Origin of the sequence: Thioclava sp. SK-1, from assembly GCF_001705665.1 — a bacterium.
GTDB lineage: Bacteria > Pseudomonadota > Alphaproteobacteria > Rhodobacterales > Rhodobacteraceae > Thioclava.
The window spans coordinates 1-14,770 of the sequence record NZ_MDHA01000073.1 but is presented as its reverse complement, the minus strand read 5'-3'; the positions used below and the strand labels follow the sequence as shown (position 1 = coordinate 14,770).

The 14,770-nt window shown below is 55.8% G+C and carries 10 protein-coding genes and 5 pseudogenes; 9 read left to right on the top strand and 6 right to left on the bottom strand.

Annotated features, from left to right (window positions below):
• Positions 1–9 precede the first annotated feature (9 nt).
• The 8 genes and pseudogenes from BFP70_RS17650 to BFP70_RS17605 form a co-directional block, all read left to right on the top strand.
• Positions 10–420, top strand: a complete 411-nt coding sequence (locus tag BFP70_RS17650) for a response regulator (protein ID WP_255356768.1) — start codon at positions 10–12, stop codon at positions 418–420.
• Positions 421–586: 166 nt separating this feature from the next.
• Positions 587–1,713 (top strand): IS3 family transposase gene (locus BFP70_RS17640; protein ID WP_369820219.1). Its coding sequence is split into 2 segments (ribosomal slippage): positions 587–830 and positions 830–1,713, totalling 1,128 coding nucleotides; the frame shifts between segments, so codons are not numbered across the junction.
• 40 nt (positions 1,714–1,753) lie between these two features.
• Positions 1,754–2,185: pseudogene (locus BFP70_RS17635) on the top strand (transposase); the annotation flags it as partial.
• A 295-nt stretch (positions 2,186–2,480) separates the two neighbouring features.
• Positions 2,481–2,840 (top strand): annotated as a pseudogene (locus BFP70_RS17630) (integrase core domain-containing protein); the annotation flags it as partial.
• A gap of 220 nt (positions 2,841–3,060) precedes the next feature.
• The gene (locus tag BFP70_RS17625) at positions 3,061–3,471 is read left to right on the top strand and encodes a helix-turn-helix domain-containing protein (RefSeq protein ID WP_066012991.1); all 411 of its coding nucleotides are present in this window, start codon (positions 3,061–3,063) and stop codon (positions 3,469–3,471) included.
• Between the two features lie 232 nt (positions 3,472–3,703).
• Positions 3,704–5,010, top strand: a protein-coding gene (locus BFP70_RS17615; RefSeq protein ID WP_141693255.1) for an IS3 family transposase whose coding sequence is annotated in 2 segments (ribosomal slippage) — positions 3,704–4,040 and positions 4,040–5,010 — 1,308 coding nt in all. Because the reading frame shifts where the segments join, the coding sequence is not laid out codon by codon here.
• 231 nt (positions 5,011–5,241) lie between these two features.
• Positions 5,242–5,532, top strand: a pseudogene (locus BFP70_RS17610) (transposase); the annotation flags it as partial.
• A gap of 219 nt (positions 5,533–5,751) precedes the next feature.
• Positions 5,752–6,033: pseudogene (locus BFP70_RS17605) on the top strand (IS3 family transposase); the annotation flags it as partial.
• 211 nt (positions 6,034–6,244) lie between these two features.
• Here the strand turns inward: BFP70_RS17605 and BFP70_RS17600 are convergent.
• The 6 genes from BFP70_RS17600 to BFP70_RS17575 all read right to left on the bottom strand — a co-directional run bounded on the left by BFP70_RS17600 (position 6,245) and on the right by BFP70_RS17575 (position 13,804).
• On the bottom strand, positions 6,245–7,630 hold the full coding sequence (locus BFP70_RS17600; protein ID WP_083217593.1) for an ammonium transporter: 1,386 nt from the start codon (positions 7,628–7,630) through the stop codon (positions 6,245–6,247).
• A gap of 112 nt (positions 7,631–7,742) precedes the next feature.
• On the bottom strand, positions 7,743–8,858 hold the full coding sequence (locus BFP70_RS17595; protein WP_066012982.1) for a substrate-binding domain-containing protein: 1,116 nt from the start codon (positions 8,856–8,858) through the stop codon (positions 7,743–7,745).
• 59 nt (positions 8,859–8,917) lie between these two features.
• On the bottom strand, positions 8,918–9,838 hold the full coding sequence (locus tag BFP70_RS17590) for an ABC transporter permease (protein ID WP_218059690.1): 921 nt from the start codon (positions 9,836–9,838) through the stop codon (positions 8,918–8,920).
• A gap of 59 nt (positions 9,839–9,897) precedes the next feature.
• Complete coding sequence (locus BFP70_RS17585) at positions 9,898–11,517, bottom strand: sugar ABC transporter ATP-binding protein (RefSeq protein WP_083217592.1); 1,620 nt, start codon at positions 11,515–11,517, stop codon at positions 9,898–9,900.
• 70 nt (positions 11,518–11,587) lie between these two features.
• Positions 11,588–12,760: a Xaa-Pro peptidase family protein gene (locus BFP70_RS17580; RefSeq protein WP_066012975.1), complete on the bottom strand. Its 1,173-nt coding sequence runs from the start codon at positions 12,758–12,760 to the stop codon at positions 11,588–11,590.
• A 96-nt stretch (positions 12,761–12,856) separates the two neighbouring features.
• Positions 12,857–13,804, bottom strand: a complete 948-nt coding sequence (locus BFP70_RS17575) for a sugar phosphate isomerase/epimerase (protein WP_218059689.1) — start codon at positions 13,802–13,804, stop codon at positions 12,857–12,859.
• A 608-nt stretch (positions 13,805–14,412) separates the two neighbouring features.
• Here BFP70_RS17575 and BFP70_RS17570 point away from each other — a divergent pair.
• Positions 14,413–14,770: pseudogene (locus BFP70_RS17570) on the top strand (transposase); the annotation flags it as partial.

Below are 14,770 nucleotides of genomic sequence, written 5' to 3'. Positions count from 1 at the left end.
GAACGGCAGATGAATATTCTCCTTGTTGAGGATAACAACCTTGACGCGATGATGATTGAACGTGCCCTTGGAAAAGTTGCGCCTGTGTCGGTGGTGCACCGCGCGGTCGACGGCATCCATGCGTTGGAATTGATTTCCTCGGGGCAGGTGCCCTACCCGTTTTTTGTGCTGTTGGATATCAATATGCCGCGAATGAACGGGCATGAATTCCTGGGCGAGCTGCGCGCCAGCAGCCAGGCATCAGACAGTATGGTGTTCATGTTCACCACATCTGACAGCGCGCAAGATATCGCCAAAGCCTATAGCGAGCGGGTGAATGGTTATATCGTCAAGCCGCAAACCAAAGACGGCATGAAGAAGATTATAGAAACCCTGCAAGGGTTCTGGACGACCTGCGAACCACCGCTGCATATGGTCTAAGCAAAATTCGGGGCGCCGGTATTTAGGCGCTCCACCGTTGTAACGGTTACGGGTACCCTATTGCGGTCGCTCGTCGGACACTTTGAGCAGCGCGTCGATATTGTGGACGTGCATCACTTCCGTTCCGGTTTTCTGTGAGCAATGCTCGCTTTGAAGGAGACTGGATATGGCACCCAAGCATAGTGAAGATTTCAAGCGCGAAGCGGTTCGGATCGCGGCGCACAGCGGCCTGACACGGCGACAGGTTGCGTCGGACCTTGGGGTTGGTTTTTCGACCTTGGGCAAGTGGATGCGGGATTACTCGACCGATCCAACAGCCGCTGAGGACGCGGAGTTGCGCCGCGAGAATGAGCGCTTGCGCAAAGAGAACCGTATTCTGCGGGAGGAGAGGGAGGTGTTAAAAAAGGCGGCAATCTTCTTCGCGAGCCAAAAGCAATGAGATTTCAATTCATTGCGGAGTATCGCGGAGATCTCTCACGTGCGTATCTGTGCCGCCTGATGCAGGTTTCAGATCGTGGGCTACGGGCGTGGCGTCGCAAGCCGCCCTCACATCGCCAGCGTCGTGACATGATCCTTCTGGCATATATCCGCGAACAACATCGGCTCAGCTTGGGCAGTTATGGCCGTCCGCGCATGACGCAGGAATTGAAGGAACTGGGTCTTCAAGTTGGCCAGCGCCGCGTCGCCCAGATCATGCGTGACAACGGCATTCAGGTTCTGCGCAGCCGTAAATTCAAACGCACGACCGACAGCGACCACAGCTTCAACATCGCCCCGAACCGTCTGAACCAGGACTTCACGGCGACGGCGCCAAACCAGAAGTGGGCCGGGGACATCACTTATATCTGGACCCGCGAGGGTTGGTCCTATTTGTCTGTTATTATTGATCTATATTCGCGTCGTGTGATCGGTTGGGCGATCAGTAACCGCATGAAGCAGGACTTGGCGCTACGTGCCTTGGACATGGCTACAGCTCTGCGTCGGCCACCGCCTGGCTGCATTCATCACACCGATCGTGGTGCGCAATACTGTGCCCACGAGTACCAGAAGCGCCTTCGTCGTCACAAACTCTTGCCTTCGATGAGCGGCAAAGGAAATTTCTTTGATAATTCGGCTGTCGAAAGCTTCTTCAAATCCCTTAAGGCCGAGCTGATCTGGCGAAACGCGTGGCAAACACGCCGGGATGTAGAGGTCGCGGTGTTCGAATACATCAACGGCTTCTACAACCCGCGCAGGCGCCATTCAGCCTTGGACGGAAAATCACCCGTGGCCTTCGAAAAGATCGCCGCCTAAGATGAGCAACACACCGGAACAGAAACGGTGCAGGTCCAGCCAGTGGGCCTATCTTTATCGTGCCGTTGATCGGGACGGCCGAACCCTTGATTTCATGCTCTCTGCAAAGCGGGACAAGGCTGCCGCACGCCGTTTCTTCAAACGTGCGATTTCAACGAATGGCACGCCTGATCGCGTTGCTATCGACAAGAGCGGCGCCAATCTGGCGGGGCTTCAGGCCGTGAACGTGATCCGCAAATTTACGGGCAGCGGACGGTTGATCCGGATCACGCAGAGCAAGTATTTGAACAACATGGTCGAACAGGACCATCGTTTCATCAAGCGGATCACGCGCCCAACACTTGGCTTCAAAGCGTTTCACTCAGCAGCTGCGACGCTGGCCGGGATCGAAACCGCGCACATGATCCGTAAAGGTCAAATCGCCGCGAATGGGAAAACGGGCTTCCAGCAATTCGCCTCCCTCGCAGCATAAGTGTGTCCGCTGAAAGGCTGTTCTGCACTCCCTGCTAAAGTTTGCGACAGAACCCGGCGCTTTCGGCCGGGAACAGCGATCAAAACTTCATGGCGGGCTTTTGCGATATCAATCGCCACCAAAACAGGCTCGGCTTGTGCAATAGTGGTATCCGTCATAGTCAGTCTCCCTTGCGGTGTGGTTTGTTGCAAAACCACTGTAGGGACCTGAGACCCGGCTATGATCACCTGCTGCGCTACTTGAGGGCTGCGCAGGCAATCATAGCCTCAGATCGGCATCATTCCGAAGGTGTTACGGCACCGAACTGACTTCGAACGCCATCCTGCGTTGGTGTTCCGAACACCGCATCGAATGGCACTACATCGCGCCGGGGAAGCCAATGCAGAACGGATTTGTCGAAAGTTTTAACGGCCGCATGCGCGATGAGTTGCTCAACGAAACAATATTCCGCAACCTTGCACATGCCCGTGTGGTGATCACGGCGTGGGCCCAAGACTACAACACTGAGCGACCGCATTCCGCGTTGGACTACCAGACGCCAAGTGAATTTGCGCGAACCATGAACACAGCAATGGCCCGACCCGCTGCGCGAGATGAAAGCTCCGCGCGCCGGGCCATTGCCGACACTGCGAAGAAAAGCGTAAACAACCCGTAGGCTCATATCGCCGCTGGATGAATGTTCAGTGGCAGGTCAAAAGCTCCCGGCGCTCCAAGCACTCCTTGGGATTTCGCCTTGAAAGTTGTTATGCAGGTGTTGCTTTCAAGGCCGGTGTTGCGTAACTTTCTTAGGAAGCCACTTCTTGGCGCTAATACTGCATAAAAACGCAGAGGTCGCCAACGGCTTGACATGCGGAACCTGAAGTCTGGAGGCATCAATGGGTATGACCGCCTACCACGGCGTGGTAAAAAACATTGAGGATACCCCGTTCGGCTACACGCTCAAGCTGATCGGAGGTAAGTGGAAAATGGTGATCCTCTACCTGCTTTCGGAGAATGGCTGCCTACGCTTCAATGAGTTGCAGCGGATCATAGGAAGCATTACGTTTCGCGCCCTCAGCAACGCGCTTAAGGATTTAGAGGCTGATCAATTGATCATTCGAACAGAATACCCTCAGGTGCCGCCTAAGGTCGAATACAAGTTGTCAGAACGTGGCAAGACGCTCATTCCGGTTCTGGAAGAACTGTGCTGGTGGGGCGTCCAATTTTTCCCAGAAGAGATGGCTCGTCTGGAGGAGCAGAAGATTGACTACGAGCGCCGGAAAGCAGGGGATCTCGCAGAGGAGTGAGACTGGTGGCGATCAGGCTCTGGCTGACTGAGGTGCCCCTAGATTTGTAGACGCTTTGCTTGGTAATTTTGGAAGCAAAGGACGACGCAAATGTCAGGGCAAATTCGTTACTCAGATGAGTTCAAGATCGACGCGGTGGCGCAGGTCTGTGTGACGTCAGCGCCCACCGGACAAATTTAGGTGTTTGAGCGACGGAGGATTTCTGGTTCATCGAAGCCATTAAGGAGCGAAGATGAACAAGAGATCCGGAACATCGAAAGACGCCGCTGACAAGTTGGTCAGGGGCATCAAGCGCAAGACCCGCAAGCACTACTCGGCCGAGGAAAAGATCAGGATCGTCCTGGCAGGCCTGCGGGGCGAAGAGAGCATCGCTGCGCTGTGTCGCCGCGAGGGAATTGCGGAAAGCCTGTATTACTCTTGGTCAAAAGAATTCCTTGAAGCTGGGAAGAACCGGCTGGCGGGTGACACGGCCCGTCAGGCGACATCCCCCGAAGTCAAAGAACTGCGATCGGAATCGGCTGCCCTGAAGGAAGTGGTTGCCGAGCTGACGCTTGAGAACCGCCTGCTCAAAAAAAGCATGATCGGGGATGGGGAGTCCGAAGAATGAGGTATCCCGCACCCGAGAAGCTTGAGATCATCCGCACGGTGGAAGCCTCGCACCTGCCGGTGAAGCAGACGCTGACGATGATTGGTATCCCCAGTAGCACCTACTACGATTGGTATGCGCGTTGGGTCGAAGGCGGGATCGATGCGCTTGCCGATCGTTCTCCACGGCCCGATTCCGTCTGGAACCGCATCCCAGATGATGTCCGTGAAGCCTTTGTCGAGTTCGCGCTGGACCACGAAGATCTGACACCGCGCGAACTGGCGGTCAAATACACCGACGAGAAGCGGTATTTTATCTCGGAATCTTCAGCGTATCGCCTTCGCAAGGCCGAAGAGTTCCGCGACAAGACAACCAGACCGAACGAGCTGTGGCAGACCGACTTCACCTATCTCAAGGTCATCGGCTGGGGTTGGTTCTATCTGTCCACGATCCTCGACGACTACAGCCGCTACATCATCGCCTGGAAGCTCTGCACAACGATGAAGGCCGCAGATGTCACCGACACGCTGGACTTGGCGTTGGACGCGTCTGGGTGCAATCGGGCAACGGTGGCGCAAAAGCCCAGGCTTCTCAGCGACAACGGCTCGTCCTATGTGGCGGTCGATCTCGCCGACTATCTTGAGGGCAAAGGCATGGATCACGTTCGTGGTGCGCCACATCACCCCCAAACCCAGGGCAAGATCGAAAGGTGGCATCAGACTATGAAGAACCGGGTTCTCCTGGAAAACTACTTCCTGCCCGGTGATCTTGAGAGGCAGATCGAAGCCTTCGTCGATCACTACAACCACCACCGCTACCACGAGAGCCTGGCCAACCTGACGCCCGCCGATGTCTATCACGGTCGAGGTGAAAAGATCCTGAAAATGCGAAAGGAGATCAAGAAAAAGACAATCAGAAAACGCCGATTGCAGCACCAAGCCGCTGCCACATAAACTCAGACAGAAATCGAACCAGAGCCTCCGTTACGATACAGCCTAAGCTCTCCGAAAAACTCTGACGACGGACACAATAGTGGTATCCGTCATAGTCAGTCTCCCTTGCGGTGTGGTTTGTTGCAAAACCACTGTAGGGACCTGAGACCCGGCTATGATCACCTGCTGCGCTACTTGAGGGCTGCGCAGGCAATCATAGCCTCTAAAGCAGTGTCATTCCGAAAGTGTTATGGAACCGAGTTCACCAGCATGGCGGTGCTCAGATGGGTGCAGGAGACCTGCATCGACTGGCACTACATTGCGCCAGGGAAACCGACCCAGAACGCATTTATCGAGAGCTTCAACGGCAAGCTGCGCGACGAATGCCTGAACGAAACACTCTTCAGCTCGTTGACCGAGGCCAGATCAACGCTGGAAGAATGGCAGGAGGACTACAATACCCACAGACCTCATTCGGCACTCGGAAACCTGACACCGAATGAATTTGCGGAGAAAATAATGATGGACAAACTGGCCGCGTAAGGCCATCAACCCCACCCCAAGGACTCTCCGCAAGCTGGAGGAAACTTCGGGCTCAGGTCATTATGAATGCCTTCTGCGCGTCCGAAAACTTCGATGCCTTCATGTGATTCCACTCCTCTCCCAGCCGAGAAATCGTAGCGGAAAACTCCAGCCCAAGGCGGTCCAGTTTGCGGGGATCAGATCAAGTTGGATCGGACTCTAATCGACGGTGGAGGAAAAATCCCGTGGCAGGTCAGTGTGGAGTTCTGCATCGAGGCTTTGGAGGAAGCCCCGCAACTGCTGGGAAAGCCGGAGATATTCACCACCGATCAGGGCAGTCAGTTCACGCCCTCGCGCTGCACTAAGATTTTGTCGGGCGCGACCGTGAAGATATCGCTGGACAGGCGTGGCCGATGGATGGATGATGTGATGATCGAGCGGCTATGGTGGTCCTTGAATTACGAGCGCGCCTATCTCAAAGTGTTTGAGACCGGCTCCGCAGCCGGGATCGGCATCGGAAAGCGACAATCGCGGCTTCCTCATCGACGCTGAAAACTTTCGAATGTGCGTCCTTCTGATAGTCACAGATACTTAGCCCATCACATGTTGGCACTAAACACTTAGACCGCGACGCGATCATCGATTATCACCATTTGAGGCCTGACGTGGACGGAGAACACCACCAGTCAGGCCAGGTTCACATTTCAATCTTCTACAGCCACTATGGCGGTCATCATTTCGCGATCTGCACTCCCAATTGTTCGGGGTCTTCAGGCATAGGCTTCCATTCGGTACGGTCCATGCCTTCCCATTCAGCTTCTTCGCTGACGCGCAGGCCTGTGGTGCGTTCCGTCACGAATGTCGTGACGAGAGCGATGACGGCAGTGATGCCCACGACCACCACGATCCCCAGCAGCTGCATGGATATTGAAATCTGTGCACCTTGGAACAGGTATGGCCCCTCAGTGAACCCAAAATAGCCCCCCTGCGGAGTGCCCGCACCGATCACCCCTGCTGCGATCCCGCTGTAAGCCGCTGGCAAAAGCGTCAGTGGCGTCACTTTGGGCTCGTCGATACCGATGGCAATCAGCAACTTTTCACCTGCGACCAAGAGCACCGGACCGAGCGTCGAGATTGCTAGCGCTTCGATGGGTGTCGCTATGTCGAAGAGCGCAGAGCAGGATATGTATCCGACGATCGGTCCCAAGAGGATGTAGCCTAGCTTTCCAGTGCGATGTGCAAAGATGGCACCGACGATACCGCCACCAGTGAGCGCCATGAAGATGTTCTCGAAGATCAGGCCGAGGCCGGTTTCTGTCATGGTCGGGCCAAAGTATCCTTGACCAGGAACCATGAAGCCGCAGCCGATAACGAACATTGGAATGGCTACGATAAGGAGCATGGCACCTACGGATAGTAGCGCCGGGTTCCCTGGAGCTACCACCCCATCGCGGCGCTTCCCAAGCCTCCACGCGAGGATGGGCGACCAAGTGCCGACGATCAGATAGAGCGAGTATGCTCCAACGAAGTCGTGAAGGCCGTTGTTGGTCAGAGGGGAGAGCGACCCGTAGGTGAGGTACGCCATAATAGGGATGGCGACGCCGCCCATTGCGATGGACGTGATGTAGGTTGCGGACGACTTGATCCGCTCCAACCCCGCGCCATGAACTAGGACTGCGCCAATCGACCCGAAGAGGAAGAAGAAGATCGCGAACACTTGGAAAAGATCCGTGTGCGGCACTGCTGCCGGATCAATGCGGTGAGACGCGGATTCAAACACGCCCCCCATAATCCACCAGTCCTGTATGGCCGCCATCAGGGGCCGCTCAACACCGAATGCCTCGTAATACTGCCAGTTCCATATACCATAACCGATGATCATGAATGCGATGCCGCCAACGAAGCAGCCAGTGATTTTTTGGACGATAGTGGTCAGCATATGCTTGCGTCGCACGAGACCAGCGTCGATGCAGATGATGGCGACGATGGCTAGGACTATGCCTACCACCGCAAAGATGTAGAAGAATGCAAGCAGATAGGCTTCCAGAGAAACCTGATCAGAATAGAAGGCTGGACTTGGTGTCATGTTCATCGCTCCGAATACAATTAGGGCGCCCATCACGGAGCACCATGGAGGGAGGGAGGCAGGCGGGGTTCAGGTCGGCACGCTCAAACGCAATCGACTTGAAAGCGGTAACGAGGGCAGTGTGTGCACCGCCCCCGATCGCTCTTCACTTACAGCCAGGAGTTCTCTCGCAAAGCCGGACCACGCTCGCCGGCGCATCCGCATTCCAGACGGTTTTATAGCCTTCGGTCAGGTTCTCCTTAGTAACCGCGAGCGCGGGCACAGCGATATAGGCAGGCGCCTGTTGGCCAAGCAGCACCTTCATCATGGCATTCGCATCAGCGCGGCCTTGATCGGAAAGGCGCTGTGCCCCAACCCCGACCACGTTGCCGCCCTGAGCGATTTCGCCTGAGATTATCGTTCCCAGATCTTGGGTGGCGATCGGCAAATCTAGCCCGAGTTCCCTCATCCCGCTAATGGCGCCAAGTGCCGGCGTATCAAAGGTTGCCCAGAGACCGTCAACGTCCGGATTGGCAGTCAAGAAATCGGTAGTAATCTGAGCGGTCTGGTTCGGATTTTGGAAGCCGGTGGCCTTGATCTTGATATCGGGCCGATTTTCCGCGAGCCAGCGGCGTGCCTCGCGGGCCCGTTCGTTCGCCGCCCAAAGGTCGATGTCAAACTCCACGATTCCGACGGTTCCGCCCTCCGGGATGCGGGATGCCACAAGCGCGATGCCGACCTGGCCGATCCCGGCCTGATCGGGGCCCACCGCCGCTTGGTAATCTTCTGGCCATTTCAGGCCGACCGGAACCGTGTCCGCGAGGACCAGCTTGATCCCGGCTTCAGAGACCATTTCGTAAGCAGCAGCGGTGGCTACCCCATCCGCAGGGACGGAAATGATTCCATCTGGCTGCAACTGAATCAGGTTCTCGATATCGTTGATCTGCTTTTCCGGCTTCCAGCTTGCATCCGTGATTGCAATCACCTCGACACCACCCTCTTCGAAGGCTGCCAGCATGCCAGCGACCAGGACCTTCGAGAAGTCAATATCCATCGTCATCATAGCTATGCCGACTTTGAATTGTCCCGCGCGGACTTGTTCGAGCTCTTCGGCAGAAAGCTCTACACTCTCCGGGCCGGCAGGCTCTTCACCATAGGGGCCCTTCCCCACGATCTCGGGCGGATTGAAGCTGACCGGGTCCAGCGCCGAATGAACTTGTGCAAATGCAGGGAACGAGTAAAGCGCCAAAGCGGTGCTTGTGAGCAGGGTGGTGATTTTCATGGTATCTCCTTGTTGATCTGATTTGTTGGATTGGAGCGGAGCAATCCGCTCAGGTCGCCTTAGCGCTTACTCGAGAAAGCGACGGCGGCGATGATGATGATCCCTTTGACGACGAGTTGTGCAGAGGAGGTCACGCTGATGAGGGTAAGGCCATTGTTGAGGACCCCGATGAGCAGCGATCCCAGCAGGCTGCCAATGATGAGGCCTCGCCCGCCGAATAAGCTGGTCCCTCCGAGGATAACGGCGGCGAGAACGTCGAGCTCGATCCCAGCGGCGGTGTCCGGACGCGCCGCATGGAAACGTGCGCTCAGGATGAGTCCGGCCAATCCCGCGAGGCTTCCGGTGACGATGAATGCCGTCGTCTTCACTCGGGTGACATTTATGCCAGAATACCGTGCGGCCTTTGCATTTCCGCCGACCGCGTAAATACGTCTGCCAAATGCGGTGAAATGCAGCGCGTAAGCACCAAGCACCAAGCATACTGCAGAAAAGATCAGCGTCGCTGGGATTCCTAGGAACTCTCCCCCACCCATCACGTCCCAAAAGACCGGGTTCATCACCGGCACCGCCATCGTGCCGGTAATCAGCAGCGCAATGCCACGTGCAATGCCCATCATTCCGAGGGTCACTAGAAACGAAGGGATTCGAAGGCCGGTGGTCAAAACGCCGTTAATCGCCCCAACACAGGCTCCCGTGCCGAGGCCGACGAGAATGCCGACTACCATGTTGTCGCCAGTTACCTGCATGGCCATCGCGGAAGTGACCCCGGAGAGTGCAAGCGTAGCTCCGATCGACAGATCGATTTCTCCGGACACGATAAGCATGGTCATGCCCACCGCCATGATGGTGACGAGAGCCGTCTGCCTGCCGATGTTCAGGAAATTGTTGACCGAGAAGAAGACCGGAGAAGCGAGAGAAAACCCGACAATAAGCAGAATAAATGCTATGAGGGGGGCGTAGTTTTGGAGTGCGCGGATCATTTGACGGCGATTTAGTCCGGCTCGTAGGCCAGGCTTCGCCTGTGTAGCAGTGTGGGCGCTCATGATGACTTCCTCTGAGGCGTATCGATGGATTGATGAATGCGGTGGTGAAGGTCTTCCTCACCGCGAATTTCTGAGCGGACCGCTTCACCCTGGATGGTTTGATTGTTGACCATGTAAATCCGGTCGCAAAGCAGGAGCAGTTCCGAGAGGTCGGAAGATACCACGACCACGCCGCTTCCCAGGGCTGCCGCGGAACGGATCTCGCGATAGATCTCTTCACGAGCACCAATATCGACGCCCACTGTCGGTTCGTCGAGTAGCAGGAGTTTGCAGCGAGGATCGCCCCATTTCGCAAAAACAACCTTTTGCTGATTGCCTCCCGACAGTGACGATAGGACGGTGTTCACGGATTCCGCCTTGATCGATAATTCCCTGATCGCTGCCGCGCTCCGTGAAAATGATCGTCGCCGAAGGAAGGCTCCGCATCGAGAAAGTCTTGGCAAGGCAGGCATTGCCACGTTCCGGTCGATCGAATGAGAAAGGACGAGGCCTTCCGCATGTCGGTCCTCCGGCACGAGCCCTACACCATTTGCTATGGCTTCCATAGGCGAGCGGAATCTGACCGGTGCGCCATATAGGCGCATCTGACCTGAAGTGACCTTCCTGAGGCCGAACATCAGCTCCAGGATCTCTGTCCTGCCACTTCCCAACGGGCCGGCGAGCCCCACCACTTCACCGCGGTCCACACGCAGGTTTATGTCTGAGAAGCTGTCTGCACTTACGTTGGAGAGTTCAATGGCCGGCTCGCCCAAAACTGCACTTGCGGGTCTGGGCTGTGATGATACGACTGGTTCAGTAAGCAAGTCTGGCACAGCATTCGAACCGACAATCGCTGCCGCGAGCCCGCGCATGTCCAATTCATTGGTATTATACGTCCCGTCGGTGACGCCGTCGCGGATGATGGTGACGCGATTGCAAAGCTTGAAAACCTCGTTCAGCCGGTGGGTCACGTAGACCACTGCCACTCCGCGCTCGACTACCTGACGCACCGCACCGAAGAGCACCTCCTCTTCATCTTCGGTCAGCGCCGATGTGGGTTCGTCAAGAATAAGAATCCGGGCATCGCTCATCAGCGCCTTGGCGATTTCGGTCAATTGCTTGTAGGCAAACGGAAGATCTTCAACCTTTGCGCGGGGATCTATTTTAAAGCCGTAGCTGTCCAGGACCTCCTTTGCCTGCGTTAGCACGGCGCTTCGCCGAATCAGACCGCCTGGCCCGGTCGGCTCTCTACCAAGCAAGAGGTTGTCGGCGACGCTCATGCCCGGGATCAGACTGAGGTCCTGGTATACGACCGCGATGCCCGCCCTGCTAGCATCGGCAGATGAGCGGAAGGACTTGAGCTCACCAAAGATACGCACTTCGCCACCTGTCGCGGACTCGACGCCAGCGAGGACCTTTATGAGCGTGGACTTGCCGGCACCGTTCTGCCCCATGAGGGCATGCACTTCACCCGCCTGAAGATTGAAACTGGCACCTCTAAGCGCCCGAAATCCTCCGTAGTCCTTGATTAGGCCACGGATATCCACGGCTAGTTCGGCTCGCTCGCCGGTGCGCGCGTTCCTGTAGAGTTCCGGTGGCGGCGCGTGATTGGGCCTGCTGTGAAGGGGTTGTGACATCGAGTTGCTCATCTTTGTTCCGCTAGTATGCCATTGAGGGGGCCGCGAGCTCCCTCGCGGCCGTTTTCGATCAGACACGGACAGGGCAGGTGGAGATCAGTTCTGTGCGGTCAGCATGCACGAGCACGTTCTGCTCGAACTTGACGAAGCCAACGCCTTCGCGTCCCGCCATGCATTCGATGGCGATGGCCATGCCCGCCTCAATCCGCGTCTCGTTGCCGGGGACGAGCCAGGGCGCCTCCCAGCCGATCCCATAGGAGTGGCCATGCAACGGATAGCCGCAGTCGATGCCACGTTCGACGAGCACGTCCAAAACGGTCTTGTAGAGATCTTCAGCCGTGATGCCCGCACGGCAATGCTTCACGCCTGCGGTGATCGCCGTAACCGCGCCGTCATAGATCTCCTCCTGATCGGCGGTCCATTTGCCACCTGCTACGACAGACCGGGAAAAGTCCCAGGTGAAACCCTCCGTCGCGGCGCCATACATGTCGCAATGGAAAAGATCTCCTGCCTCAAGAACACGGGTCGTCCACTGCGGCGCCATGCCGTAAGCATAGAAGGCTGTATGAGGTCCGGAGGCGCATGCCGCGTCAATCAAAGCCGCGCCGGATTTGATCGCGATCGTGTAGGCTGCTGCGACCGCGTCCGCCTCGGTCGTCCCCGCGATGGAGGCGCTCTTCATCATTGCTTCCATCGCGGAGTTGCCGACCGCAGCCGCCTCGCGCAGTAGCTCAAATTCAAAGGGCGACTTGGTCGTGCGGAGGCCCTCGATTGCCAAGTCCAGATTAACGTAATTGATATCTTTGCAAACTTCGACAAGGCGTAGGTAAATGTTGGCAACAAGCCATGGACCGGCTACGAGGCCGACGTTCGCGTCCTTGATCCCCATTTCGGAAAGAACTTCAGCGACTTTGTCGGGAACGAAACCCGCCGCCGGGCGAATGTCTTTGACCGCAATCACATCACGCCGCACCGCAGGGCTGTCGGTGACAAGGACCGGTTCCCCCCGAGCCGGAATGATCACTGCGGCATGCGACAAGCCAGACCACCCGCCCGGAAGGTCCGGAGCGTAAGGGAAGACCGGGGCGTAGTTTGTCAGGTAGATGAGATCGTTGGCGGTGTCGACCGTTCCGCCGCCTTTCCCCCAAACGACCAGTGCCTCGATATTGTTTTCTCGACAGAGAGCCTGAGTCCTGCTCCACCGATCGTGAAATTCAGAAATGGGCGTGCGGTTCGTTAGCATAGATGAGCCTTTCCAGTTGGGTGCACGTGTTTTGTGCAACACCGCAAAATCCTCCGAATAGAGGCTTCTCCTGCGGGATTTTGAGTGGGGTAATTTTTAGATGAGATACTGCGAGAGATATCGCTTCGAGAGAGACAGCGCGGCCCGTATTGAGTGATCTGCACCGTCGAAAGCCGGATCTTCAACTTCAATCGAACCGTCGCCTTGATATTCTACGTCGTCCAAAGCAGATACAAAACTGCCCCAGTTCACATCGCCACGACCCGGAATCTTGAGCGCGGTATATTGAAGCGGGTAGCCCATAGTGCCGCAATCATCGATCTTGTTTCGCAAGATCTTTGCGTCTTTGAAGTGAACATGGAAAATACGATCGGAAAACTCGTATATTGGCTTGAGGTAATCAATGCCTTGGAAAATCATGTGTGACGGATCGTAGCACAGGCCGAAATTCCGATTTGGAATGGCCTCAAAGACGCGCCGCCAGATCTCTGGCGTCGTCATTAGGTTTTGGCCGCCAGGCCATTGCGCTTCATTGAAATACATGGGGCAATTTTCTATTGCTATTCGGACCCCATGTTTCTCGGCAGTTTGGACAATAGGCTCCCAGAACTCTATCGCTAGACCGAGGTTGGCTTCGACAGTGAGATTCTGATCTCTGCCCATGAACGTCGTTATGAGATCTACGCCAATCTTCGGTGCCATCTCTATCATACGCTTGTAATGAGCCAGATGCTTAGAGGCCCTCTCCGGGGAATCCCCGATGGGGTTTGCATAATATGCAAGCGAGGATATTCGCACGCGGTGTCGATCTTGAAGCTCACATATCTCACGAATTCGCGCATCGTCGAGCGCCGCAACATCGATATGCGTTATGCCCAGAATGTAATTCAGAAGCGAGGGTTGGATGTCGGATCTGCCACGGATCTCAGCGATTTCCTCTGCCGACCGCGATGGCCAGCAAGCCACCTCAACAGAAGCGAAGCCATTTTCCGAAGCGAATTTCAACACTTCTTCCAAAGAATAGTCGGCAAGGATGGTGTCCACGAAGCCAAGTTTCATCGTATACCTCTACAAAATTATGGGCCACCGCGCGCATATCGCCGATGCCAATTTCCGATGCCACCGAAGGAAGTGAGAAGCGGATTTCAGAGCTGGATAGTATCCAGTCAATTGCCGGCGACTGCCGGAGAAAATCCGCAAGTTCAACTCGCCTTTCGGTTCGCATTGGTGTCATGGAGATACGAAATAGAATTAAGGGGAAGATCCCGTAAAGCACTGAAAATACCGACATATACTATACTCGTTTATAGTATTGGCCGCGAAGAACGAGGCTTATTCATTTAAGTATGCACGCTTCGTCCAATTTCCGCGAATAGCTCAAAAATAAGGCAAAGATTATATTCCCATCAACTGCATGAAAACAATAAGATTTTTCTTATGATTTTCCTTGACCATCAGGATTTAGTGCTGCGTTGCGCCCCGTATACAGTTTTTGGAGGGCATGCCCGCCTGTTTTTTAATCTCCACGCGGATGGCGCTCGTCAGACTTCATGATCTCAGTGTGGGTCTGCCTGGACTTGTGGCCTTTCTGGACTTGCATCACTTCCGTTCCGGTTTTCTGTGAGCAATGCTCGCTTTGAAGGAGACTGGATATGGCAGCCAAGCATAGTGAAGATTTCAAGCGCGAAGCGGTTCGGATCGCGGCGCACAGCGGCCTGACACGGCGACAGGTTGCGTCGGACCTTGGGGTTGGTTTTTCGACCATGGGCAAGTGGATGCGGGATTACTCGACCGATCCAACAGCAGCTGAGGACGCGGAGTTGCGCCGCGAGAACGAGCGCTTGCGCAAAGAGAACCGTATTCTGCGGGAGGAGAGGGAGGTGTTAAAAACGGCGGCAATCTTCTTCGCGAGCCAAAAGCAATGAGATTTCAATTCATTGCGGAGTATCGCGGAGATCTTTTACGTGCGTATCTGTGCCGCCTGATGCAGGTTTCAGATCGTGGGCTACG